Source organism: Salmonella sp. 32120201201600049SM, from assembly GCF_017572835.1.
Classification (GTDB): domain Bacteria; phylum Pseudomonadota; class Gammaproteobacteria; order Enterobacterales; family Enterobacteriaceae; genus Salmonella; species Salmonella enterica.
On sequence record NZ_JAGESA010000001.1, the window covers coordinates 520,304 to 546,313 of the forward strand.

The 26,010-nt window shown below is 51.8% G+C and carries 22 protein-coding genes; 14 read left to right on the top strand and 8 right to left on the bottom strand.

Going from position 1 to position 26,010, the window contains the following annotated elements; all coding sequences use genetic code 11:
* Window positions 1–190: 190 nt before the first annotated feature.
* From yddG to J4650_RS02625, 3 genes are all read left to right on the top strand, one after another.
* Window positions 191–1,072 (top strand): aromatic amino acid efflux DMT transporter YddG, encoded by an 882-nt coding sequence (gene yddG, locus J4650_RS02615; protein WP_000203795.1) that lies wholly within the window; start codon window positions 191–193, stop codon window positions 1,070–1,072.
* 524 nt (window positions 1,073–1,596) lie between these two features.
* Window positions 1,597–2,679, top strand: coding sequence for a porin OmpD (ompD, locus tag J4650_RS02620; protein ID WP_208231559.1), 1,083 nt, complete (start codon window positions 1,597–1,599; stop codon window positions 2,677–2,679).
* A 143-nt stretch (window positions 2,680–2,822) separates the two neighbouring features.
* Window positions 2,823–3,203, top strand: coding sequence for a GFA family protein (locus J4650_RS02625; protein ID WP_014343841.1), 381 nt, complete (start codon window positions 2,823–2,825; stop codon window positions 3,201–3,203).
* Window positions 3,204–3,227: 24 nt separating this feature from the next.
* Here the strand turns inward: J4650_RS02625 and smvA are convergent, their stop codons facing one another.
* Entirely contained in the window at window positions 3,228–4,715 is a 1,488-nt protein-coding gene (smvA, locus tag J4650_RS02630) for a methyl viologen efflux MFS transporter SmvA (protein ID WP_000489734.1), read from the bottom strand.
* 117 nt (window positions 4,716–4,832) lie between these two features.
* Here smvA and J4650_RS02635 point away from each other — a divergent pair, with 117 nt between their 5' ends.
* The 7 genes from J4650_RS02635 (at window position 4,833) to J4650_RS02665 (ending at window position 14,757) form a co-directional block, all read left to right on the top strand.
* Window positions 4,833–5,411 carry a TetR family transcriptional regulator gene (locus J4650_RS02635; RefSeq protein ID WP_000121044.1) on the top strand — a complete coding sequence of 193 codons (579 nt, stop codon included), beginning with the start codon at window positions 4,833–4,835 and terminating at the stop codon, window positions 5,409–5,411.
* A gap of 213 nt (window positions 5,412–5,624) precedes the next feature.
* A complete protein-coding gene (locus tag J4650_RS02640; protein WP_023993272.1) occupies window positions 5,625–7,013 on the top strand; it encodes a NarK family nitrate/nitrite MFS transporter in 1,389 nt (462 codons plus the stop codon).
* A 91-nt stretch (window positions 7,014–7,104) separates the two neighbouring features.
* A complete protein-coding gene (locus J4650_RS02645; RefSeq protein ID WP_023993273.1) occupies window positions 7,105–10,845 on the top strand; it encodes a nitrate reductase subunit alpha in 3,741 nt (1,246 codons plus the stop codon).
* Window positions 10,842–12,386: a nitrate reductase subunit beta gene (gene narH / locus J4650_RS02650; protein ID WP_000702602.1), complete on the top strand. Its 1,545-nt coding sequence runs from the start codon at window positions 10,842–10,844 to the stop codon at window positions 12,384–12,386. Before J4650_RS02645 ends, narH begins: the two co-directional genes overlap by 4 nt.
* Window positions 12,386–13,081 carry a nitrate reductase molybdenum cofactor assembly chaperone gene (gene narW, locus J4650_RS02655; protein WP_001166285.1) on the top strand — a complete coding sequence of 232 codons (696 nt, stop codon included), beginning with the start codon at window positions 12,386–12,388 and terminating at the stop codon, window positions 13,079–13,081. The genes narH and narW overlap by 1 nt, the downstream gene beginning before the upstream one ends.
* Complete coding sequence (gene narI / locus J4650_RS02660) at window positions 13,078–13,758, top strand: respiratory nitrate reductase subunit gamma (RefSeq protein WP_000617106.1); 681 nt, start codon at window positions 13,078–13,080, stop codon at window positions 13,756–13,758. Before narW ends, narI begins: the two co-directional genes overlap by 4 nt.
* Window positions 13,759–13,863: 105 nt before the next feature.
* A complete protein-coding gene (locus J4650_RS02665) occupies window positions 13,864–14,757 on the top strand; it encodes a PhzF family isomerase (protein WP_000804296.1) in 894 nt (297 codons plus the stop codon).
* Window positions 14,758–14,792: 35 nt separating this feature from the next.
* Here the strand turns inward: J4650_RS02665 and nhoA are convergent, their stop codons facing one another.
* Window positions 14,793–15,638 carry an N-hydroxyarylamine O-acetyltransferase gene (nhoA, locus tag J4650_RS02670; protein ID WP_000200327.1) on the bottom strand — a complete coding sequence of 282 codons (846 nt, stop codon included), beginning with the start codon at window positions 15,636–15,638 and terminating at the stop codon, window positions 14,793–14,795.
* A 282-nt stretch (window positions 15,639–15,920) separates the two neighbouring features.
* Window positions 15,921–16,553 carry a type III secretion system effector SteA gene (steA, locus tag J4650_RS02675; RefSeq protein ID WP_023993274.1) on the bottom strand — a complete coding sequence of 211 codons (633 nt, stop codon included), beginning with the start codon at window positions 16,551–16,553 and terminating at the stop codon, window positions 15,921–15,923.
* Window positions 16,554–17,060: 507 nt separating this feature from the next.
* On the opposite strand from steA, the gene ansP reads away from it, so the two are divergent.
* Complete coding sequence (gene ansP / locus J4650_RS02680) at window positions 17,061–18,554, top strand: L-asparagine permease (protein ID WP_000857111.1); 1,494 nt, start codon at window positions 17,061–17,063, stop codon at window positions 18,552–18,554.
* A 76-nt stretch (window positions 18,555–18,630) separates the two neighbouring features.
* Here the strand turns inward: ansP and J4650_RS02685 are convergent, their stop codons facing one another.
* Window positions 18,631–18,852 (bottom strand): YgdI/YgdR family lipoprotein, encoded by a 222-nt coding sequence (locus J4650_RS02685; protein WP_000732362.1) that lies wholly within the window; start codon window positions 18,850–18,852, stop codon window positions 18,631–18,633.
* A gap of 144 nt (window positions 18,853–18,996) precedes the next feature.
* The gene (locus J4650_RS02690; RefSeq protein WP_000550636.1) at window positions 18,997–20,058 is read right to left on the bottom strand and encodes a YncE family protein; all 1,062 of its coding nucleotides are present in this window, start codon (window positions 20,056–20,058) and stop codon (window positions 18,997–18,999) included.
* Between the two features lie 263 nt (window positions 20,059–20,321).
* Here J4650_RS02690 and pqqU point away from each other — a divergent pair, with 263 nt between their 5' ends.
* Window positions 20,322–22,442: a TonB-dependent receptor PqqU gene (pqqU, locus tag J4650_RS02695; RefSeq protein WP_023993275.1), complete on the top strand. Its 2,121-nt coding sequence runs from the start codon at window positions 20,322–20,324 to the stop codon at window positions 22,440–22,442.
* Between the two features lie 66 nt (window positions 22,443–22,508).
* Here the strand turns inward: pqqU and mcbR are convergent, their stop codons facing one another.
* Both mcbR and J4650_RS02705 read right to left on the bottom strand, forming a co-directional pair.
* A complete protein-coding gene (gene mcbR / locus J4650_RS02700) occupies window positions 22,509–23,174 on the bottom strand; it encodes a colanic acid/biofilm transcriptional regulator McbR (RefSeq protein WP_023993276.1) in 666 nt (221 codons plus the stop codon).
* A gap of 333 nt (window positions 23,175–23,507) precedes the next feature.
* Window positions 23,508–24,545 carry an NADP-dependent oxidoreductase gene (locus J4650_RS02705; protein WP_023993277.1) on the bottom strand — a complete coding sequence of 346 codons (1,038 nt, stop codon included), beginning with the start codon at window positions 24,543–24,545 and terminating at the stop codon, window positions 23,508–23,510.
* A gap of 223 nt (window positions 24,546–24,768) precedes the next feature.
* On the opposite strand from J4650_RS02705, the gene mddA reads away from it, so the two are divergent.
* Together mddA and J4650_RS02715 are read left to right on the top strand one after the other, a co-directional pair.
* A complete protein-coding gene (gene mddA / locus J4650_RS02710; protein ID WP_000155373.1) occupies window positions 24,769–25,284 on the top strand; it encodes an L-methionine sulfoximine/L-methionine sulfone acetyltransferase in 516 nt (171 codons plus the stop codon).
* Entirely contained in the window at window positions 25,284–25,733 is a 450-nt protein-coding gene (locus tag J4650_RS02715) for a DMT family transporter (protein ID WP_023993278.1), read from the top strand. Before mddA ends, J4650_RS02715 begins: the two co-directional genes overlap by 1 nt.
* Window positions 25,734–25,737: 4 nt before the next feature.
* Here J4650_RS02715 and J4650_RS02720 read toward each other — a convergent pair whose 3' ends face one another.
* Window positions 25,738–25,971, bottom strand: a complete 234-nt coding sequence (locus tag J4650_RS02720; protein WP_000018720.1) for a YdcY family protein — start codon at window positions 25,969–25,971, stop codon at window positions 25,738–25,740.
* Window positions 25,972–26,010: the final 39 nt, after the last annotated feature.

Below are 26,010 nucleotides of genomic sequence, written 5' to 3' on the forward strand. Positions count from 1 at the left end.
ACTAACAGCAAAATCGATAACTTTTTTGCGTCAAATCAATATTGAAACGGTTCCGCTATTAAATAGCCCTATTTTTAAACTGCAATAACTCCAGGGAGGTACTAAAAAATGACACTGCATGGCATCGCCCTCGGAAAAAGTGCTATAAGTGGCAGTTTATTTTGCGCGGTATTCAGGACAGTCACAAAGCATGACATCACAAAAAGCAACGCTAATAGGGCTTGTTGCCATCGTTCTGTGGAGCACGATGGTTGGGTTAATTCGCGGCGTCAGCGAAGGTCTTGGACCGGTAGGCGGCGCAGCCATGATCTATTCATTAAGCGGCCTGCTGCTGATTTTTACCGTCGGATTACCTGATATCCGCCGTTTCCCGGGGCGATACCTCATCGCAGGCAGCGTACTGTTTGTCAGTTATGAAATATGCCTGGCGCTTTCTCTCGGTTATGCCGCCACTCGCCATCAGGCTATCGAAGTCGGCATGGTTAACTATTTATGGCCCAGCCTGACCATTCTGTTTGCCATTCTTTTTAATGGGCAAAAAACTAACTGGCTTATTGTTCCTGGATTGCTTATTGCACTTACTGGCGTTTGCTGGGTTCTGGGGGGCGAGAATGGTCTTAATCCAGGAGAAATTATCAGCAATGTCGCCACCAGTCCGCTAAGTTATTTACTGGCATTTCTTGGGGCGTTTATATGGGCGACGTACTGCACGGTCACCAATAAATATGCGCGTGGTTTTAACGGTATCACCGTCTTTGTGTTACTCACCGCCGTAGCGCTGTGGTTCCACTATTTTCTTACGCCGCAACCTGCCATGATATTTAGCCTACCGGTGATTGCTAAACTTTTTACCGCGGCATTAACGTTGGGGTTTGCCTACGCAGCATGGAATGTGGGCATACTTCATGGCAATGTGACTATCATGGCCGTAGGGTCTTATTTTACCCCCGTCATGTCCTCTGCTCTGGCAGCGCTGTTACTCAGCTCACCACTGTCATTCTCCTTCTGGCAAGGCGCAGTCATGGTTTGCGTAGGTTCGCTACTTTGTTGGCTGGCAACGCGGCGGCGCTAATAGCGACGGGCGGGCCGATATTGATATTAAATCGACCCGCTGTACCTTGACACTCTTCATAACACAACTACGCTTTTATCTATTGCCTGTGCGTATTTGACGATTTTCCATTTTCACGTGCTCCTCCTGCGCCATACCAGGATTGCGCTGGTAAAAATGAATTTTATAAAATCGTTAAATATGTTAATGTAATGATGTAATTATATTAACAAATATATAATTAACGCTAGCTCGCAACTCTTATTAGTGCATATAATAATCAGTAGTTACTACCAAAAATAAAACCATAAACAGCCCAATAGTCCCCTCCGAAAATATATCTTATTAGACAGTCCCTATTTGAATTAATACTCTCAAATGTATTAAGGAGATCTCGATCACACAAATTAAAATAATTTGTAATCTTATGAAACTTATTATTGAACTTATGCCACTCCGTCATTTAAAAATAGTCTGCCATTGACAAACGCCTCGTTTAACAATGGTTGAGGAAACACGCTAAGAAAATTATAAGGATTATTAAAATGAAACTTAAGTTAGTGGCAGTGGCAGTGACTTCCCTGTTGGCAGCAGGCGTTGTAAATGCAGCCGAGGTATATAACAAAGACGGCAATAAACTGGATCTGTACGGTAAAGTTCACGCTCAGCATTATTTCTCTGATGATAACGGAAGTGATGGTGACAAAACTTACGCGCGTCTGGGCTTTAAAGGCGAAACGCAGATCAATGACCAACTGGTTGGTTTTGGCCAGTGGGAATATGAATTCAAAGGCAACCGTACTGAATCTGAAGGTTCCGACAAAGACAAAACCCGTCTGGCATTCGCTGGTCTGAAATTCGCTGAATACGGTTCTTTCGACTACGGTCGTAACTACGGCGTTGCTTACGACATCGGCGCATGGACCGACGTTCTGCCAGAGTTCGGTGGCGATACCTGGACTCAGACTGACGTCTTCATGACCAAGCGTGCTACCGGCGTTGCAACCTACCGTAACACCGATTTCTTCGGTCTGGTTGAAGGTCTGAACTTTGCCGCGCAGTATCAGGGCAAAAACGATCGTGACAATGAAGTAGAAGCAAACGGCGACGGTTTCGGTCTGTCCGCAACGTATGAGTACGAAGGTTTTGGCGTGGGTGCGGCCTATGCGAAGTCTGACCGTACTGACCGTCAGGTGCGCAACGGCACCAATGGCCTGTATGCTTCTGGCCAGAATGCGGAAGTGTGGGCTGCTGGTCTGAAATATGATGCGAACAATATCTATCTGGCGACCACCTACTCCGAAACGCTGAATATGACCACATTCGGTAAAATCGACGGTATTGCTAACAAAACTCAGAACTTTGAAGCTGTTGCTCAGTACCAGTTCGACTTCGGTCTGCGTCCGTCCATTGCTTACCTGAAATCCAAAGGTAAAGATCTGGGTGCTTACGGCGACCAGGATCTGGTTGAGTACATCGATGTCGGTGCTACCTACTACTTCAACAAAAACATGTCCACCTTCGTTGATTACAAAATCAACCTGCTGGATGACACCAACTTCACTAAAAATGTTGCGCAGATCAGCACTGACAACATCGTTGCTGTTGGTCTGAACTACCAGTTCTAATTTTGTTGTAGTCTGAATACAAAGCCAGTCCTTTCAGGGCTGGCTTTTTCTCTTGATGTAGACTCGGTCATAAGGAGTATGCCGTGCAGACGTTCACTGGTCGTTGTCTTTGCGGACAGAGCCATTTTACCGTTGACGTCGAAATGCTGGATGTCTATGCCTGCCATTGTACGCTGTGTCAAAAATGGTCGGGTGGAATAGCCATGTATCTGGAAGCCTGCGGGCAACCACAGCTAGCCCCCCTTTCCCCGGAACCGCCATACTTTTCATCCTCTTCGCGCGGCGAACGCTACTTCTGTTCCGGCTGCGGGTGTCCGCTGTGGTTTCGGCTTACCGATACCGATCGCTATTTTATTCCCTGGACCTTACTGGAACTGAACGAAGTTGATCGCCGTCGGCTGATTCTGGCTGCGGAAATTTATACCGAAACCCAGCCTGCCTTCTGGCGACTGACGGGGCAATACGCACGCCTCAGCGGTAAAGAGGTTGAGGAAATGGACTCCCCCTGCCAGCTAGCGCATTAAGCGCTTATCTCACCAGGCGTTATGTTATCGGCGTTGGGCTTTTGCCAGGCTGAACCACATCCCTACCGCCAGCAAAAGAAGCATACTCCCGGCGCTGCTTAACGCCACGCTATGCGACCAGATAAAGGCATGTCTGGCGGCGTCCAGTATTGCCTGCCCCTGCGTGGGCGGTAGGCTATTCGCCAACTGCACGGCTTCTCCCATTGAAGATGACGCTCTGGCAATCTCTTGCGCCTCAAGCCCGGCAGGCAGACGGATAGACGCGGAGAAGCTACGGCTTAACAACAGACCGAAAATGGCAATGCCCAGTCCCGCGCCCAGTTCATAAGCCATCGTTTCTATCGCGCCGGCCGCCGCCGCTTTTTCTGCCGGCGCAGCGGCCATAATTGCCGACGTGGAAGCCAGCAATGCGCTGGCGGCGCTAAATCCCAGCAGCGCCATCAGCCCCCAGGCCTGCCATTGCTGGGTGCTGAAATCCGTCATCGCCAGGCCATAAAAACTCAGCGCGCTTAACGCCATGCCGCCCGTCGCGACCAGCCGTAGTCCCAGACGCGAGACCAGCGCGCCCGCAATCGGCCCGCTGAATCCACTGGCGACCATCACCGGCAGCATAAATACCCCGGCCTCATAAGGCGATAGCCCGTGAACAAACTGCAGCTCTTGCGCCATCAGCAGCTCAAAACCCACCAGAGTGATCATCGCGGTCATCGCCATCACGACGCCGCTCAGGATAATGCGATGGGTAAATAGTCGCATATCAATCATCGGACGCGATGTCGCAAGCTGTGTGCGGATAAAGAGTCCCAGGAGCAGCGCGCCGGTAAGCAGGGTAAGCGAGATGACCCACAGCGACAGATGCCCTTTCAGCGCGGTTTTAGCGCTATAGACCAACAGCAAAATGGCAATAATCAGCATCACCGCATGGCCAAGATTGAGCGGTTGATCGCGACGGCCCGCCTGGCGAGGAACATAGCGGGCGGTTAAGCCCATGACGACCAGCACAATCGGCACGTTGATCAGGAAAACCGATCCCCAGTAAAAATGCTCTAATAATATGCCGCCGATGAGCGGCCCAAACGCCGCTCCGCCCGAACCTACCGCTGCCCAGACGCCCAGCGCCATGTTGCGATGCTTCTCTTCACAAAAGGTGGCGCGTATCCCGGCCAGCGTCGCCGGTACAATCATCGCCGCGCCAATAGCCAGTAATACCCTGGTGGCGATAAGCCAACTGGCGGTATGCGAAAACGCCGCCGCCAGTGACGCCAGACCAAAGAGCGTCCCGCCCAGCATCAGCAGGCGTTTAAAACCGATACGATCGCCAAGCGCGCCCATCGGCAACACCATGCCAGCCATGACCAAAGAATAAATATCAATGATCCACAGCAGCTCGTTGCCGCTGGCCCCCAGTGTCATACTCAGTGTCGGGGCGGCGACATGCAAGACCGTGGCATCAATGGCGACAGGAATATAGACCAGCACAATAATGACTAACGTTAACCACTGACGAAACATAACTCTCCCTTCAAAAACTCAAATTTGGACGCTTGTCCAGCTTCAGGATCCTACGGTAAGTTGAACGAATGTCCAGCTTTTTGTTACACTGCGCGCATTGGCTAATGTGGGGAAAATATGAGTTACCTTAACCGGGATGAACGCCGCGAAGTGATCCTGCAAGCGGCGATGCGCGTGGCGCTGGCAGAGGGGTTTGCCGCCATGACGGTGCGACGAATCGCATCAGAAGCCGATGTCGCCGCCGGACAGGTGCATCACCACTTCAGCTCGGCGGGTGAGCTCAAAGCGCTGGCCTTTGTCCATTTGATCCGCACCCTGCTTGATGCCGGGCAAGTTCCGCCGCCCGCCACCTGGCGTGCACGGCTTCACGCTATGTTGGGTAGCGAAGACGGCGGCTTTGAGCCTTACATAAAATTGTGGCGAGAGGCGCAAATTCTGGCCGATCGGGATCCGCACATCAGAGATGCTTATCTCCTCACGATGCAGATGTGGCATGAGGAAACGGTCACAATTATCGAGCAGGGCAAACAGGCAGGAGAATTTACGTTTACTGCTAACGCCACGGATATCGCCTGGCGGCTTATCGCACTGGTGTGCGGGCTGGACGGTATGTATGTGCTGGGTATTCCGGAAATGGCCGATCCCGCGTTTAAATACCATCTGGATCGTATGATTACGCTTGAACTCTTTGCGTAAAGTTACAAATAATTTAATAAAAATCACTTTTAGTTTACAAATAGTAACAATTAAGAAACATTATATCTCCTCTTCGCGCCGCGCTGGCCTGGTTTTTTATCTATTCTTTCACTCAATATTCTAAAAAAACTTCAATAAGTTCTCAAAAGAGCGCGTGACGCTCTGTCTCTTTTTTGTGTTTTTTTCAAATGATATGCGCATGTGAGGGGTAAAATGACACGACAAAACGAGAATTATAACCGTTATCTCTTGAGTGACTGGCGACCCGAAAATCCAGCCTTCTGGGAGAATAAAGGGAAAGGCATCGCCAGAAGAAACTTATGGATTTCAGTAAGTTGTTTGCTCCTGGCATTTTGCGTCTGGATGTTGTTTAGCGCTGTTGCCGTCAACCTCAATAAAATTGGATTTAATTTTACCACCGACCAACTCTTTTTATTAACCGCATTACCTTCTCTTTCTGGCGCAATATTACGCGTTCCCTACTCCTTTATGGTGCCACTGTTTGGTGGTCGTAAATGGACCGTATTAAGTACCGTAATATTGATTATTCCCTGCGCCTGGCTGGGATTCGCCGTGCAAAATCCCGCCACCCCTTTCGGGGTATTTATGCTCATCGCTCTGTTGTGCGGTTTTGCGGGGGCAAACTTCGCGTCCAGTATGGGCAACATCAGTTTTTTCTTTCCAAAAGCCAGACAAGGTAGCGCGTTGGGTATTAACGGCGGACTGGGAAATCTTGGCGTCAGTGTGATGCAGTTGATTGCGCCGCTGGTTATTTTTCTGCCGATATTTACTTTTTTAGGCGTCCAGGGCGTGCCGCAACCTGATGGCTCCCTGCTCGCCCTCACTAACGCCGCCTGGATCTGGGTGCCGTTACTGGCTGTTGCGACGCTTGCCGCCTGGTTTGGTATGAACGATATCGGCAGTTCAAAAGCGTCTGTCGCCTCGCAATTGCCGGTGCTAAAACGCCTGCACCTGTGGCTGCTTAGCCTGCTGTACCTGGCGACATTCGGGTCATTCATCGGCTTTTCCGCAGGTTTCGCCATGCTCGCCAAAACGCAATTTCCCGACGTAAACATTCTGCAACTGGCGTTCTTTGGCCCCTTTATCGGCGCGCTGGCGCGATCGGCAGGCGGCGTGCTCTCCGATAAATTCGGCGGCGTTCGCGTAACGCTCATTAATTTTATCTTTATGGCGCTGTTTACCGCCCTGCTATTCCTCACGCTGCCAGGCTCCGGCGCAGGCAGCTTTAGCGCGTTCTATCTTGTTTTTATGGGCCTGTTTTTGACAGCGGGTCTCGGCAGCGGTTCTACCTTCCAGATGATTGCGGTGATCTTCCGTCAGATCACGCTCTACAACGTCAAACTGCGCGGCGGGAGCGATGAGCAGGCGCAGCGCGAAGCGGTGACGGATACCGCCGCCGCGCTCGGTTTTATCTCTGCTATTGGCGCTGTGGGCGGCTTCTTTATTCCAAAAGCGTTTGGCACCTCTTTGGCCTTGACCGGCTCGCCGGTGGGCGCCATGAAAATCTTTTTGCTGTTTTACATCGCTTGCGTCCTGCTGACCTGGCTGGTCTACGGGCGTCGTAAGCCTAAACAACAATAACAACATACGCACCTGTAGGACGGCCATCCGGCAATGGTTTAACGCCAAATCGACAGGATGGCGGAAAATTTATCGAAGCAGGAGAAATGTCATGAGTAAACTGTTGGATCGCTTTCGTTACTTTAAACAAAAAGGCGATACCTTTGCCGACGGCCATGGTCAGGTGATGCATACCAACCGCGACTGGGAAGACAGTTATCGCCAGCGCTGGCAGTTTGATAAGATCGTGCGCTCAACCCACGGCGTCAACTGCACGGGCTCCTGTAGCTGGAAAATTTATGTCAAAAACGGTCTGGTGACGTGGGAAACCCAGCAAACCGACTACCCGCGCACGCGTCCCGATTTACCGAACCATGAACCGCGCGGCTGCCCGCGCGGCGCCAGCTACTCCTGGTATCTCTATAGCGCCAACCGTCTGAAATACCCTCTGGTGCGTAAGCGGCTGATAGAACTGTGGCGCGAGGCCCTTTCCCGGTACAGCGATCCGGTACTGGCATGGGAATCTATAATGAACGACCCGCAAAAATGCCAAAGTTACAAACAGGTGCGCGGACATGGCGGCTTTATTCGTTCGAGCTGGAAAGAGCTGAATCAGCTCATTGCCGCCGCTAACGTCTGGACAATCAAAACCTATGGCCCGGATCGTGTGGCGGGATTTTCACCTATTCCGGCGATGTCGATGGTTTCTTACGCCGCCGGAACACGTTATCTGTCATTGCTTGGCGGTACTTGCCTGAGCTTCTATGACTGGTATTGCGATCTTCCGCCCGCGTCGCCAATGACCTGGGGCGAGCAGACTGACGTGCCGGAGTCCGCCGACTGGTATAACTCAGCCTACATTATTGCCTGGGGCTCTAACGTGCCGCAGACGCGTACCCCGGACGCCCACTTCTTTACCGAAGTGCGCTACAAAGGCACCAAGACGATCGCCATCACCCCGGACTATTCCGAAGTCGCTAAACTGTGCGATCAGTGGCTGGCGCCAAAGCAAGGTACCGACAGCGCGCTGGCGATGGCCATGGGTCACGTTATTTTAAAAGAGTTTCATCTCGATAATCCCAGCGACTATTTTCTTAACTATTGCCGCCGTTATACCGACATGCCAATGCTGGTCCTGTTGGATGAGCGCGCAGACGGCAGTTATGTGCCGGGGCGTATGATGCGCGCATCGGATCTGGTGGATGGACTGGGAGAAGCCAATAATCCGGAATGGAAAACCGTCGCGCTCAACAGTACGGGCGAACTGGTCGCGCCCAACGGTTCTATCGGTTTTCGCTGGGGCGAAAAGGGAAAATGGAACCTGGAACCGGTGGCGGCGGGCGTCGAAACTGAACTGTCGCTCTCTTTACTTGGTCAGCATGATGACGTGGCGGGTGTCGCCTTCCCCTATTTTGGCGGTAACGAAAACCCACATTTCCGCAGCGTGCGGCAGGAACCGGTGCTGGTACGTCAGTTACCGGTGAAACGCCTGGCTCTGGCGGACGGTAGCGAGCGGATGGTCGTCAGCGTTTACGATCTGGTGCTGGCTAACTATGGGCTGGATCGTGGTCTGGATGACGGCCATAGCGCCAATAATTATAACGACGTAAAAGCCTACACGCCGGCCTGGGGCGAACAGATTACCGGCGTGCCGCGTCGACATATCGAAACTATTGCGCGTGAATTTGCCGAGACCGCCCATAAAACTCACGGTCGTTCGATGATCATCCTCGGCGCGGGAGTGAATCACTGGTATCACATGGATATGAATTACCGTGGGATGATTAACATGCTGGTGTTCTGCGGCTGTGTTGGACAAACCGGCGGCGGCTGGGCGCACTATGTCGGCCAGGAGAAGCTGCGGCCGCAAACCGGCTGGCTACCGCTGGCCTTCGCGCTGGACTGGAATCGCCCGCCGCGTCAGATGAACAGTACCTCGTTTTTCTACAACCATGCCAGCCAGTGGCGCTATGAAAAACTGACTGCGCAAGAGTTGCTGTCGCCGCTGGCCGATCCGGCTAAATTTTCCGGACACCTGATCGATTTCAACGTGCGCGCGGAACGTATGGGCTGGCTACCCTCGGCGCCGCAGCTTAATCTTAACCCGCTCAGCGTGAAAGCGAGCGCCGATAAAGCCGGGCTGTCTGCGGCGGATTATACCGTGCAGGCGTTGAAATCAGGCGCTATCCGTTTTGCCTGCGAACAGCCTGACAGTGGTCATAATCACCCGCGAAATTTATTTGTCTGGCGCTCTAACCTGCTCGGCTCCTCCGGGAAAGGTCATGAGTACATGCTCAAATATCTGCTGGGCACCGACAGCGGTATCCAGGGCGAAGCGCTGGGCCCCAGCGAAGGAATTAAGCCTGAAGAGGTGGAATGGCAGTCCGCCGCGATTGAGGGCAAGCTCGATCTGTTGGTCACGCTTGATTTCCGTATGTCCAGTACCTGTCTGTTTTCCGATATCGTTTTGCCGACCGCCACCTGGTATGAAAAAGACGATATGAATACCTCGGATATGCATCCGTTTATCCACCCCCTTTCCGCCGCGGTCGATCCTGCCTGGGAATCCAAAAGCGACTGGGAGATCTACAAAGGTATCGCCAGCGTCTTTTCTGAGGTGTGTGTCGGACATCTCGGACAGGAAACCGATGTGGTGTTACACCCGCTCCAGCATGATTCCCCGGCGGAACTGGCGCAGCCATTTGATATTCTCGACTGGCGTAAAGGCGAGTGCGAACTTATTCCGGGCAAAACCGCCCCCAATATCGTCGTGGTTGAACGCGATTATCCGGCCACCTATGAACGTTTTACCTCGCTGGGTCCCCTGCTGGATAAATTAGGCAACGGCGGTAAGGGGATTGCCTGGAATACGCAAGATGAAGTCGATTTCCTCGGTAAGCTCAATTACACCAAACACGATGGCCCGGCGAAAGGACGTCCGCGAATAGACACCGCGCTGGATGCTTCGGAAGTGATTCTTGCCTTAGCGCCGGAAACCAACGGCCAGGTGGCGGTGAAAGCCTGGCAGGCGTTGGGCGAGATGACCGGGCGCGAGCACACCCATCTGGCCATCAATAAAGAAGATGAGAAAATTCGCTTTCGTGATATCCAGGCGCAACCGCGCAAAATTATCTCCAGCCCGACCTGGTCAGGGCTGGAAAGCGAGCATGTCTCTTATAACGCCGGCTATACCAACGTACATGAACTGATCCCGTGGCGCACGTTGTCGGGGCGGCAACAACTCTATCAGGATCATGCGTGGATGCGCGCTTTTGGCGAAAGCCTGGTGGCATATCGTCCGCCGATTGATACCCGCAGCGTCAGCGAAATGCGAGAAATTCCGCCCAACGGTTTCCCGGAAAAAGCGCTTAACTTCCTGACGCCGCACCAGAAATGGGGAATTCACTCCACCTACAGCGAAAACCTGCTGATGCTGACCTTGTCGCGCGGCGGGCCGATTGTCTGGATTAGCGAAGCCGATGCCCGTGAACTGGGTATTGAAGATAACGACTGGATTGAAGCCTTCAACGCTAATGGCGCCCTTACCGCTCGTGCGGTGGTCAGCCAGCGTGTCCCGCCGGGTATGACCATGATGTACCACGCCCAGGAGCGGATTATGAACATTCCGGGTTCGGAAGTCACCGGGATGCGCGGCGGGATCCATAACTCCGTGACCCGGGTCTGTCCAAAACCGACGCATATGATCGGCGGCTATGCGCAACTGGCTTACGGCTTCAACTATTACGGAACCGTGGGTTCGAATCGCGATGAATTCATCATGATCAGGAAGATGAAAAACATTAACTGGCTGGATGATGAGGGCCGGGATCAGGTACAGGAGGCGAAAAAATGAAAATACGCTCACAGGTTGGGATGGTACTGAATCTCGATAAATGTATTGGCTGTCACACCTGCTCCGTCACCTGTAAAAACGTCTGGACCGGACGTGAAGGGATGGAATACGCATGGTTCAATAACGTCGAAACTAAACCGGGTATCGGCTATCCCAAAAACTGGGAAGACCAGCAGGAGTGGCAAGGCGGTTGGGTTCGTGATGTTAATGGCAAGATAAGGCCCCGTCTGGGCGGCAAAATGGGGGTAATTAGCAAAATTTTCGCCAACCCGGTGATTCCGCAAATCGATGATTACTATGAACCCTTTACCTTCGATTATCAGCATTTACATACTGCGCCGGAGAGTAAGCATCAGCCCACTGCCCGCCCTCGCTCACTGATTGACGGAAAACGGATGGACAAGGTGATCTGGGGGCCAAACTGGGAAGAGCTGCTCGGCGGCGAGTTTGAAAAACGCGCCCGCGACCGCAACTTCGACAACATACAAAAAGAGATGTACGGTCAGTTCGAAAACACCTTCATGATGTACCTGCCGCGCCTGTGCGAACACTGCCTGAACCCCAGTTGTGTCGCCACCTGCCCAAGTGGCGCTATTTATAAGCGTGAAGAAGACGGCATCGTGCTAATCGACCAGGATAAATGCCGGGGCTGGCGTTTGTGTATCAGCGGCTGCCCGTACAAAAAAATCTACTTTAACTGGAAGAGCGGTAAGTCTGAGAAGTGCATATTTTGCTATCCGCGTATTGAATCCGGCCAGCCGACCGTTTGTTCGGAAACCTGCGTCGGGCGCATTCGTTATCTTGGCGTTCTGCTCTACGACGCTGACAGGATTGAAGAAGCGGCCAGTACCGAACACGAGACAGATTTGTATGAACGTCAGTGTGATGTGTTTCTCGATCCGCACGATCCGGCGGTCATCGAAGAGGCGCTTAAACAGGGCATCCCGCAAAACGTCATCGACGCCGCCCAACGGTCGCCGGTGTACAAAATGGCGATGGACTGGAAGCTGGCGCTTCCGCTGCACCCGGAATACCGTACCCTGCCGATGGTCTGGTACGTACCGCCGCTATCGCCCATCCAGTCATACGCCGACGCGGGCGGGTTGCCGCACAATGGCAATATTCTGCCGGCGGTGGAGACGCTGCGTATTCCAGTCCAGTACCTGGCCAATATGCTCAGCGCGGGCGATACCGGTCCGGTCATTCGGGCTCTAAAGCGGATGATGGCGATGCGCCACTACATGCGCTCGCAGACGGTTGAAGGCGTGACGGATACCCGCGCCATTGACGAAGTGGGTCTGAGCGTACAACAGGTTGAAGAGATGTATCGCTACCTGGCGATTGCCAATTATGAAGATCGTTTTGTCATTCCCACCAGCCACCGGGAAATGGCGCGCGACGCCTTTCCGGAGCGCAACGGCTGCGGCTTTACTTTTGGCGACGGTTGTCACGGCTCGGATACCAAATTCAACCTGTTCAACAGTAGCCGTATTGATGCCATCAATATCACCGAAGTACGTGATAAAGCGGAGGGGGAATAATGCAAATCCTCAAAGCGATTGGCCTGTTGATGGAGTATCCGGACGACGAGTTGTGGGAATGTCGGGATGAAGCGCTTGCCCTTATCCAACACGATGCGCCAATGCTGGCCGACTTCACTCGCGAGCTGCTTTATGCGCCGTTACTGGATAAACAAGCAGAATGGTGTGAAGTGTTTGACCGAGGGCGCGCCACTTCATTGCTGTTATTCGAGCATGTTCATGCGGAGTCCCGCGATCGCGGCCAGGCGATGGTCGATTTGTTAAGCCAGTATGAAACCGTGGGCCTCCAGCTCAACTGCCGCGAACTGCCGGATCACCTGCCGCTCTATCTGGAGTACTTAAGCGTGTTGCCGGAAGCGGAAGCTCGCGAGGGATTACAGAATATTGCCCCTATTCTGGCGCTACTGGGCGGTCGTCTGAAACAGCGAGGAGCGCCGTGGTATCAACTGTTTGACGCCCTGTTGACGCTGGCGGGCAGTTCGTTGACAAGTGACAGTGTCACCAAACAGATTATTCAGGAATCGCGGGATGATACCCGTCAGGCACTGGATGCCGTCTGGGAAGAAGAACAGGTGAAGTTTATCGAAGATAACGCCACGACCTGTGACAGTTCACCGTTACACCATTATCAACGACGCTTTAGCCAGGACGCGGCGCCGCAGTACGTCGACGTCAGCGCGGGAGGCCCGAAATGATACAGTACCTGAACGTCTTTTTTTACGACATCTACCCCTATATTTGCGCCACGGTATTCTTCCTCGGCAGTTGGCTGCGCTATGACTACGGACAATATACCTGGCGCGCGTCGTCCAGCCAGATGCTGGACAAGCGTGGGATGGTGATATGGTCGAATCTGTTCCATATTGGCATTCTGGGGATCTTCTTTGGCCATCTGTTTGGGATGCTAACGCCACACTGGATGTATGCCTGGTTCCTGCCGATTGCGGTAAAACAGCAGATGGCGATGATCCTCGGCGGCGTGTGCGGCGTATTAACGTTGATCGGCGGCGCGGGATTACTGTGGCGTCGTCTGACCAATCAGCGTGTGCGGGCGACATCCACTACACCTGATATTATCATCATGAGCATTTTGCTGATTCAGTGCCTGCTTGGCCTGAGCACCATTCCGTTTTCGGCGCAATATCCGGATGGCAGCGAAATGATGAAGTTGGTGGGCTGGGCGCAAAGTATTGTCACCTTCCGCGGCGGGTCTTCGGAAATGCTGAGCGGTGTGGCGTTTGTTTTCCGCGTTCATCTGGTGCTGGGAATGACTATTTTCCTGCTCTTCCCGTTCACCCGCCTGGTTCATGTCTGGAGCGCGCCGTTTGAGTATTTCACCCGTCGCTACCAGATTGTTCGTACCCGCCGCTAATTCTCTTTGCCCGGGGGTACGCTTACCGGGCAAAGAAAAACGCCTGGGCGTCGTCATTCGGCAACGCACAGGCTATGATGATTCTTCAGTCAAAGGAGAACATCAATGAAACCGCAGATTTACCATGTTGACGCCTTCACCAGCGAACCCTTTCGCGGCAACTCTGCTGGCGTTGTCTTACATGCGGATACGCTAAGCGACGCGCAGATGCAGCTGATTGCCCGTGAACTTCGTCACTCGGAAACCGCCTTTTTGCTAAAAAGCGAAGAGAGTGATGTGCGCATACGCTACTTTACACCGACAGTAGAAGTCCCCATCTGTGGTCATGCCACCGTGGCCGCGCATTATGTTCGGGCAACGGTACTGGGGTTGGGAAACACCACCGTCTGGCAAACCTCGTTAGCGGGCCGTCATCGCGTTGAAATTCATGCCGAACACAACGACTATCGCATCACGCTGGAACAAGGTCAGCCCTCTTTTGAACCACCGCTAGTCGGAGAGATTCGGGCTGCCATCATCACCGCACTGAACCTGACTGAAGATGATATCGTGCCGGGAGCGCCAATTCAGGTGGCTTCAACAGGACATGCAAAAGTGATGATCCTGCTCAAACCAGATGTTGATATTGATGCCCTTTCTCCTAATCTGGCAGCCCTGACGGCAATCAGCCAGCAAATTGGCTGTAACGGCTTTTTTCCTTTCCAGATTCGTCCGGGAAAAAACGAAACCGATGGGCGAATGTTTTCCCCGGCGATAGGGATTGTGGAAGATCCGGTAACGGGAAACGCCAATGGCCCGATGGGTGCATGGCTCGTCCATCATGGTCTGATGGCGCATGACGGTAAAACGCTGCAGATTCAAGGCCATCAGGGGCGCGCTTTAGGCAAAGAGGGTACTGTTGATGTTACCGTCACCATTCGCGATAACGAGCCGGAAAACGTCACCATCTCCGGCCAGGCGGTCATTCTGTTTCATGCCGAATGGGCCATTACTTTTTAATCTTTGTCAGGCCCGCAAATCCTCGCGGCAAAAAATTATTTTCCCGCCTCCGGATGGGTATCAAATGCAGCCATTACCGCGGCCAGCTCCGCCTCGGTAAAACCGTGCTTTACATCATTTACGCCGAGACCAAACTGCTGCTGAAGTAACTGATACAACGACGGTACATCCGGTATATTGACCTGTTCAACGGCATGTCCCTGGTGGTAACGCGTGAAGTGGAAATTCGTTAATGTCAGCTTGCCGCCATCAGGCAAATGGCGGCACATCAACAAATGATGACGAAAATGGGATTGCGGCCAGTGAGCCGACCAGAAATTGCCCATCACATGATCGCTCTGCTGTTGCACCCCCAGATCAAAACAGTACATCGACTGCCAGTGCTCATGGTGGCGGAATTGTAAAATCCATGTGCTCCCCTCCTGCATCAGACGGTATTCGCCATGCGGCGTTTGCTGAGCAATTTCAGCCTGCAGACGAAGCGGCGCGGTTAGCGTTTGGCCGCCAAACCCCACGTCAGCGATCCACTGCTCATCCTCAACATCAACCAGCAGCAAACGGTGCGTGCGCGGCGGTAAACTGGCAGGATGAGACAGAATGACCCGCCCCAATAAGCTTCGGACGTTAAAACCGATGTCGCGTAACGCGCGTTCAAACAGGCCATTCAGTTCAAAACAGTATCCACCGCGTCGGGCATAAAGCAGTTTCTCCTCTAATGCCGTCTCATCGAGCTGTATTTCACGAGGCAGTAGCACATCCAGATTTTCAAAAGGAATCGCGCAGTTGTGCGCTAAGTGAAGCGTTCTGAGCGCTTCAACCGTAGGAACCCCCAACGGCTGACAATGTAATCGCGTAAAATAAGCATGTAAAAAAGAGGTCATCTGAGGCTTCCATTAACATTAATGCTTGCGTTCGGCACACAGGCTGAGGCGGATATCGCTGCGCAACAGGATACCCTATCCGTGGAATAGCGTTGGATACTTTTGAAAAAAATAAGACAGGCCGACTGTCGCGCCGGAGGTACGTGGAATTTTGGCGTACAAACGGAAATCGGGTTCTGAGAATCTCTTTGTGACACACCGCCAAAATAGCGCGTGTTAAAATTTTTAACGCCAGCTCAGCGAGTCTGATTTCTAACAAAACTGGCTAAACATAAACGCTTTTTAATAAGTGTCCAAATAGTTACGGTAACGCTCTTTTATGTCGGCCGCCCGTTGTGCTTCCGCCTCCTGCATGTTGCTGGCCCGAGCGATATAATGTTCTAAACTCGGAATGGCGCCTAATGCCTGAGGTAAGGCATTATATGCTGCTATTCGTTCTCTAACGGTTTTATGGTCTTTATCAATACTATAATTATAGTACGCTGGCGTTTCAAAAAAGCCCTCTTCCAGTCTCATACAAATCTCTTCAAAGGTCCCCTCAACCTCAACGGTATGCTTGCCATCCGATATCCTGACGATTGGCTTACCTTCAGCTATCAGCGAGAGTTGTTCGAATGTTAACCTCCGACCATCAGGAAGCTCGACATCTATAGTAAACAGTCCATCACGTACAGCATCAGCAAGGTGATTATGGATATTCCCTGCATTGGCACAGAACTCCGCAACTTTAGGCGTAACATTACAATAATGTTCAATTACTCTTGTAAATCCGTAGGCTAATCCTGCTGTAAGCACATACAAGATGCCTTTCAGGATTTTTGTTGATAATTTATTTTCATAATCTCCTGCAGCAACATGAGGTAGCTTATTTCCTGATAAAGCTCTGGCATAGGTAGAAACTGATGTATGTGGCATATCCTACTCCTTCAAATTTTGCTCAACAGCTTTATATGTCCTACTCCTCTCTCATTATGACGATATGTCAATCAACAAAATTGCTCAAAGGCATACATTTTCAGGAGAAAATGAGAATAACAGGCGCAACGGCCTTATCTTATGCTGCTTCAATATCGTCAGGTGATTTACCGTTCGAGGTCATATCTATTAAATCCCCGTAGGGATTAATCCTGATTAATTATTGCGCAAAGTAATCACTGCGGATTTGTGCTGGCGTCTTATCTGGCTGAATCGTGACCACACCGCACCACATCTGACCACACAAATAAACTCGACATCCTCATTTTGTTCTTTCCGTATGTTTTGCGTCATTTAACAATTGCAGGTAGGATGCTCCGCCGGCGGTTTTATCCCTGTCACAGAATCAGGGAAAAGCGGCATTCGCCATTGCAGGCAATCGATTGGTGAGCGCCCGTCGCGGCATAAGGAATTTTTCTGTCAGGACAGGCTATAACAGGTAACGTAATGAAAACACAGACTACGCACGCCGCAGAACAACATGCGGCGAAACGACGCTGGCTGAACGCCCATGAAGAGGGGTATCACAAAGCGATGGGGAATCGTCAGGTTCAGATGATTGCTATCGGCGGCGCAATTGGCACCGGTTTATTTTTAGGTGCAGGCGCCCGATTGCAAATGGCCGGACCGGCACTGGCGCTGGTCTATCTGATATGCGGCATTTTTTCTTTTTTCATTTTACGCGCGCTGGGCGAACTGGTATTGCATCGCCCTTCCAGCGGGAGCTTCGTCTCCTACGCCCGTGAATTTTTGGGTGAAAAAGCGGCCTACGTCGCAGGCTGGATGTACTTTATTAACTGGGCGATGACCGGGATCGTCGATATCACCGCAGTGGCGTTATACATGCACTACTGGGGCGCATTTGGCGACGTTCCGCAATGGGTGTTCGCGCTCGGCGCGTTAACCATTGTCGGTACCATGAACATGATCGGCGTAAAATGGTTTGCCGAAATGGAGTTCTGGTTCGCGCTGATAAAAGTACTCGCCATTGTTATCTTCCTGGTGGTAGGCACGATTTTTCTCGGTACCGGTCAACCGCTTGAGGGTAATGCCACCGGTTTTCACCTGATTACAGATAATGGCGGCTTTTTCCCGCACGGCCTGTTGCCCGCGCTGGTACTGATTCAGGGCGTAGTGTTCGCCTTTGCTTCGATTGAACTGGTCGGTACCGCCGCTGGGGAGTGCAAAGATCCACAGACGATGGTGCCAAAAGCCATCAATAGCGTGATCTGGCGTATTGGTCTTTTCTATGTAGGATCGGTCGTATTGCTGGTTTTGCTGCTGCCGTGGAACGCCTACCAGGCGGGGCAAAGTCCGTTTGTCACCTTCTTTTCTAAACTTGGCGTGCCTTATATCGGCAGTATTATGAATATCGTGGTGTTAACCGCCGCGCTTTCCAGCCTGAACTCCGGGCTTTACTGTACGGGGAGAATTTTACGTTCAATGTCGATGGGGGGTTCCGCGCCGAAATTCATGGCGAAAATGAGCCGTCAGCATGTGCCCTATGCGGGTATTCTGGCGACTCTGGTGGTTTACGTGGTCGGCGTATTCCTGAATTACCTGGTCCCCTCCCGCGTGTTTGAGATCGTTCTTAATTTTGCCTCGCTCGGCATTATCGCGTCGTGGGCGTTTATCATGGTGTGCCAGATGCGTTTACGCCAGGCGATAAAAGAAGGCAAAGCCGCAGACGTCAGTTTTAAACTGCCCGGCGCGCCTTTTACCTCCTGGCTAACGCTGCTGTTTTTACTAAGCGTGCTGGTACTCATGGCGTTTGACTACCCGAATGGAACTTACACTATCGCCTCGTTGCCGCTGATCGCTATTCTGCTGGTCGCCGGCTGGTTTGGCGTGCGACGTCGCGTGGCGGAGATCCATCGCACTGCGCCAGTGACGGCGGATTCGACAGAGAGTGTCATATTGAAAGAAGAAGCAGCGACATAACATTACCCTTCCCCGGCAGCCCCAGGCCTGCCGGGTTTAATGCGCGTTACCACCAACACCGCATCGCGCCCAATGCTTAGTCAGCCTTAATCAACTGCGCCACATCATTGCTGTTAATTTCCCGCTGGTTGCCTTCCTGATCGGTATAACTGGTCATTCCCGTCTCTTTATCTAACTGCGGCTTACCCTGAGTTACGATCGTTTGCCCATTCTTCGTCGTCATCACATAGTTGGTTGTGCAACCCGCAAGCATAAAAAACATCATGCCCAAACCTGAGCATATAAATAACTTTTTCATATTTTCCTCGTGAATATAATGAGTTAACTACAGCAAAAAGGCAGTGTAATTCTCACAGAATCATCAGGCTATCGGCGGGGTGTAACGAGGCGTATCGGTGCGTTTAAAGAGATGACTGGAGGGGTTTCCCCCTCCATACCCTATTTACAGAGCAATGCGAATAACATCATCCGGCTGCGTCGCTTCCTGTTCACGTGTCGATTTCTGCTTCACGCTGACGTAGAGCGTTTTACCGTCTGCCGATAGTGCCAGACTATTCGGGTACGTCGGCGTATCGAACGTTTTAACAACGTTATAGGTCTTCGCATCGATCACGCTGACCTGCCCTGCCTGACGATGCGTCACGTAAGCCTCGTTACGTGTCGGGTTAAACAGGACGGCCAAAGAAGCAGGCGCCGCGATTTTGGCAAGAATATTGCCATTACGGGTATCGACAACCAGAACCTCAGTCGCCTTCGAGTCGGTGATAAACGCGCGATGACCTGCGGTATCGAGACTCAGGTTAATAAAGAAGTGTTCTTTACCGTCATCCAGCAACTTCTTACGACTGAGAATTTTATTGCTGGCGGTATCGATGGTGATAAATTCACCATCCGCATTGGTGGTGTACAGGCGTTGCGCTTTACTGTCGAGCGCCAGACCCGTACTCATTTTGCCGGTATTTTCGATCGTCGTTTTCAGTTTGATGGTTTCGCCATCCACTACCCAAATAGCACTCTCTTTACCAACACCGCTGATGTAGATCGTGTTGGTCGCCGCATCGGCAACCAGCTCACGGGGCTGTAACGGACGAACCTCTTCAGTACGTTTGCGCGCATCAAGTACCAGACGACCTTTTACATCCCCCGTTTTGGCATCAATCGCGGTAACAGCGCTGTTAATGGTATTACCAAACCACAGCGTTTGGGTCGCGGCATTGATGGTGGCGCCGAACGGCTTGAGATCGTTATGAATCGCTTGCGTGATTTCCAGCGTCACCGGGTCGAGACGATAAACTACGCCGCCTTTATCCAGTTTACGGCTTTGCGATGTAGCCAGCCAGAGCGCGTTTTCTTGCTGACTCCAGGCCATCTCATAAGCGCCTTTGCCTACTGCTTTACGCAGCATGTCTTCCGCCGCCAGCGTGCTAAATGAGGATGCCACGAGGAGCGAACCTAACAATAAAGAACCACGCAGGCGCGGCGAAAAAAGATGACGTAAGTGCATGACGACTCCCTTTGATAAAAACGTGTATAGCTGCTTCACACTACTTCGCTGCGCGGGATCTTCGTTCCGCACTTATTATAAGTTGAGAATAATAATCATTATTTATCAGAAAGTGGAGCTTTTCCTCGCCTGCGAATGTCATGGCTCTTAAATACCGCACATTTTCTTAACTTAATGTGCGATTAAAATTTCAAAACTTTACATATTGACTACCCTTAATGTCACGTTTTCCGTTGATACGCTTACATTTATCCGGCATTTTCATGAAAATTATTTCCGTTAGACAGCGACTTTATCCCGCCCTCTTATTGCCTCTGACCTTCTCCCCGGTCCTTCAGGCCGCCAGCGCGTCCAATGAACAAACCATGATAGTCACCGCAACGCCGCAAACCGTATCCGAACTGGATACACCTGCCGCCGTTAGCGTCATTGAGGGAGAAGACATGCGTCTGGCGACGCCGCGCGTTAATTTATCTGAGACTTTAACCAGCGTCCCGGGATTGCAGGTGCAGAACCGGCAGAACTACGCGCAGGATCTGCAAATCTCTATCCGTGGATTTGGCTCGCGTTCCGCCTTTGGCGTGCGCGGCATTCGTCTGTATGTTGATGGCATTCCCGCCACCATGCCGGATGGACAAGGCCAGATTTCGAATATTGATATTAACAGCATACAAGACGTTGAAGTGTTACGCGGCCCCTTCTCAGCGCTATACGGCAATGCTTCCGGCGGCGTAATAAATGTCACCACCGAAACCGGGAGACAGCCGCCCACCCTTGAGGCCAGCAGCTACTACGGCAGTTATGGAAGCTGGCGCTATGGGCTAAAAGCCACGGGCGCGATGGGTGACGGCACACAGCCAGGCGACGTGGATTACACGGTATCGACTACCCGTTTCACCACCCACGGTTACCGCGATCACAGCGGCGCGCAAAAAAATCTGGCTAATGCCAAACTGGGCGTGCGCCTTGACGATGTCAGTAAACTCTCGCTGATTTTTAATAGTGTGGACATTAAGGCGGACGATCCCGGCGGACTCACCGAATCTGAATGGAAAGCCGATCCGCAACAGGCGCCGCGCGCTGAACAGTACAATACGCGTAAAACCATCAAACAAACTCAGGCAGGATTGCGTTATGAACGTCAGCTCAGCGCGCAGGATGATATCAGCGTGATGGCCTACGCCGGAGAGCGGGAAACCACGCAATACCAGTCTATTCCCCTGGTAGCACAGCTAAAACCGGCTCAGGCTGGCGGCGTGATTACACTGCAACGCCACTATCAGGGCATTGATTCCCGCTGGACTCACCGGGGAGAATTAGGCGTGCCGGTCACCTTCACGGGCGGATTAAACTATGAAAATATGAGCGAAAACCGCAAGGGTTACAATAACTTCCGTCTCAACAACGGCACCCCTGAGTTTGGGCATAAAGGCGATTTACGGCGGGATGAGCGTAACCTGATGTGGAATGTCGATCCTTATCTGCAAACCCAGTGGCAGCTTACGCAAAAACTCTCGCTGGATGCTGGCGTGCGCTACAGTTCCGTGTGGTTCGATTCTAACGATCACTATATCGCGCCCGGCAATGGCGATGACAGCGGCGACGCCAGCTATCACCACTGGCTACCCGCCGGATCGCTAAAATATGCGTTAACTGACGCCTGGAATCTCTATCTTGCTGCCGGTCGCGGATTTGAAACTCCCACTATCAATGAACTTTCTTATCGCGCTGACGGCCAAAGCGGGTTCAACTTTGACCTCAAACCGTCGACCAATGATACGGTGGAAGTCGGCAGTAAAACGCGGATTGGCAATGGCTTGTTGACCGCCGCGTTATTTCAAACCGATACCGATGATGAAATTGTTGTCGCCAGCAGTATGGGAGGACGCACTACCTACAAAAACGCGGGCAAAACGCGCCGCCAGGGCGCAGAGCTCGCGTTGGACCAGCGCTTCGCCGGCGACTGGCGGGTGAAAGCATCATGGACCTGGCTGGATGCGACCTATCGCAGTAACGTTTGTCAGGGGCAAAACTGTGATGGAAACCGAATGCCCGGCATCGCCCGTAATATGGGATTCGCCTCATTAGGTTTTATCCCGGATGAGGGGTGGTACGCCGGAACAGACGTTCGGTATATGGGCGATATCATGGCCAATGATGAAAATACCGCCAAAGCGCCTTCGTATACCGTTGTTGGACTAAATACAGGGTATAAATTTAATTACAGTCAGCTTACCGTCGATATTTTTGGGCGGGTAGATAATCTATTTGATAAAGAATATATCGGTTCGGTGATCGTTAATGAATCTAATGGCCGATATTATGAGCCAGCGCCAGGACGTAACTATGGCGTGGGGATTAATCTGGCATGGCAATTTGAATAAATATCCGGCAAATATCCGGCAATAGCGGGGAGCCCCCGCTATTGATAAGTCATAGTTTCATGAAGGTTACATGAAGTACTGATTTTTAATCGTCGCTACGTTTTGTTGCAAAACGTTCTGTAAGCAGTGGCGACTGGCTTCTTTATCACCAGTCACTAACGCATTAAGTAATTTTCTGTACAGATTAACGCCGTTTTGATAATCATCAAGTTTAAAATTATCATATAAAAAATGCAGGCTTGGCCCCAGGCGTACCCATAATTGCTCGATCATGGCATACAGCGTTGGCATATCCGCGTAGTGGTAGATCTCAAAGCGGAATGCGCGGTTGGCCAAAAGAATTTTCTCCATAACGCCACTTTCCAGCGCCTGTTGAAATTCATCTAATAGCGCATTCAGCGTCTGCTCGCGATCCGGGGTAATCTTACCCACAGCGGCGACCACCGCCATCTCCTCCAGGGCAGTACGAATCGTATTAATTTCCAGCAAACTTTCCAGCGAGATCTCCGGCACCATAAACGCCTGTGCTGGCGCCACCGCCAAAGCACTGGAAGAGACCAGCCTTAACAGGGCCTCACGCACCGGCGTAATACTGACGCCTAACTCTTGAGCAATATTTTTAGTGATAAGCCTTGCGCCTGGTTTTAATGCGCCAATAGACAATTGATGCTTTAACCGATTTTCAACCTGTGTGGTCAGGCTTATATGTTGTGTTTTTTCCGTACCCGGCATTTTCCTTCCTTCACCTCTTGGCAGAACAACATCGCAATCGAGTCCCGAAGAAGTTTCGGAACTTAATTGTAAAAAAGATAATCCAGGCCTGAACGGCCAAATAAATAAAAGTGATAATTTACTTGCGTGATATTCTCATCTTTTACAACAATACAGGTTTCTTTATGGCAACCGTTTTATCTCCGTCATTCCTTCATGTATCGAGATTTTTGACCGGTTCAGGCCGCTGAGGGAGATAAGCTGCCCCACCGCGATCTGAATGATGAATATAAGTAAAGCCGCAATTTTAAAATTTGCACATTTTTATGGCGACATCATGCCGCCATTTTTTCTTTACGCATCGTCCGCTAAACGTATCACGACTTTGCCAAAGTTCTTCCCCGCTAGCAGCCCCATAAACGCTTCTGGCGCATTTTCCAGCCCATCAGTAATCTGCTCCCGATAATGTATTTTCCCTTCTTTGATCCAACGCCCCATTTCTTGCTGAAACTCATGTATCCGGTGACCATAGTCCTGGTTGATGATAAAACCTTGCAGACGAATACGCTTTTTAAGTAATGTCGCCATCAGCAGAGGCAGTCTGTCTGGACCGTCCGGCAACGTTGTCGCATTGTAGCCGCTGACCAGACCGCAGAGCGGAATCCGCGCCGACGTATTCAGTAGCGGTAAGACGGCGTCAAAGACTTTACCGCCGACATTCTCATAATAGATATCGATACCCTGCGGGCAGGCCTGCGCAAGCTGTTGTGGGAAATTATCAGCGTAATGATCAAGGCACAGATCAAATCCCAAAACGTCTGTCGCATGACGGCATTTTTCCGCGCCGCCGGCAATACCCACGACCCGGCAGCCCTTCAGCTTGCCAATTTGCCCAACCGTTGCGCCTACGGGGCCGGTGGCGGCGGCGACAACCAGCGTTTCGCCCTCTTTCGGCTGGCCGATATCCAGTAACCCCATATAGGCGGTAAACCCCGGCATTCCTAAAATACCCAATGACCAGGAAGGATGTTGCGGATTATCACCCAGCTTTACCAACCCTTCGCCATCTGAAATGTCATAATCCTGCCAACCATTGTAACTCAACACCCATTCGTCTGGTCGGTAATCAGGATGGTTTGACGCGACAACGCGACTAACCGTACCGCCAACCATAACGCAGCCAGGTTCAACAGGCGGCGCATAAGAGGGTTCATCGCTCATGCGGCCACGCATATAAGGGTCGAGTGATAAAAAAACGGTACGCAATAGCACCTGCCCTTCACCGGGCGTCGCGACGTCATCTTCTTCGAGGCGGAAGTTATCCATCTGCGGCGCGCCGTGGGGACGCGAGGCCAAAACCCAACGACGATTTCGGTTGGTCTGTTGCTTCATTCTATTCTCCTCATGCCTGGCATAATCCATCAATAATAGTCGAACATTCGCTATCTGAGGGAGTTAAACACTCTCAGATATCAGGCGGCTTTCGCCGCGGGACGCTTTTATGAACGACTTTCTTCCCCCTCTCGCTAAATATGAATTCTTGCGCTAATTCGTTGATTTATGCCGCCTTCAATAGTATTTCTAACACTATCGTAAATATTCCCTGGGGTTCCCTATGACGATTCGCTTTGCCGATAAAGCAGACTGCGCCGCGATTACCGAAATCTATAACCATGCGGTATTACATACTGCGGCCATCTGGAACGATCGGACGGTCGATACGGATAATCGCCTTGCCTGGTATGAGGCCCGTCAATTACTGGGCTATCCGGTGCTGGTAAGCGAAGAAAATGGCGTGGTGACTGGCTATGCATCATTTGGCGACTGGCGCAGTTTCGACGGTTTTCGCTATACCGTCGAGCACTCGGTTTATGTTCATCCGGCGCACCAGGGGAAAGGACTGGGGCGAAAGCTGCTCAGCAGACTGATCGACGAAGCCCGACGCTGCGGCAAGCATGTGATGGTAGCCGGCATTGAGTCACAGAATGCCGCCTCGATACGCCTGCATCATTCGCTGGGATTTACCGTCACCGCGCAAATGCCGCAGGTCGGCGTAAAATTTGGCCGTTGGTTAGATCTTACGTTTATGCAGCTCCAGCTTGATGAACACGCCGCGCCGGACGCCTGCTGATGAACCAGTCGCTGACGCTTATCTTTTTGATCGCCGCCGGCGTCGGGCTGGTGGTACAAAACAGTATTATGGTGCGTATTACGCAGACATCATCGACGATTCTGATCGCTATGCTGTTGAACTCGCTGGTAGGGATCGTTTTATTTGTGACGATATTGTGGTTTAAGCAAGGCGCTACGGGCTTCGGCGAGCTGGTCGCCAGCGTGCGCTGGTGGACATTGATCCCCGGTTTGCTGGGGTCATTTTTTGTATTTGCCAGCATTAGCGGGTATCAGAACGTTGGCGCCGCGACGACTATCGCGGTACTGGTCGCCAGTCAGTTAATCGGCGGACTGGCGCTGGATATTGCGCGTAGCCACGGCGTCACGTTACGCGCAATGGTCAGGCCGGCGTTTGGCGCGCTGTTGCTGGTCATTGGCGCATGGCTGATTGCGAAGCGCCAGTTTTAATGGGTTACAGGATCGTGCCGCCTTTGGTGAGCTGTTCGCGGCGCGCGTCCCGATCTTCTTGATATTGCCTGCCGTGATGCGCGATAGCCGTGCGTAAACGCTGCTGCTGCACATAACGATCTTCGCGACGTAATTCAGCGTCATCGCTCAAGGCAATCAGCAATTCATTCATATGGGCAATTACGCTCTCCGCGATGGCGGCATCCACGCGGGCGCTCACTTCCTCCAGGTGCGACATAAGCTCTCCTACTCTTTATTCTGTAATAGCATGATTCGC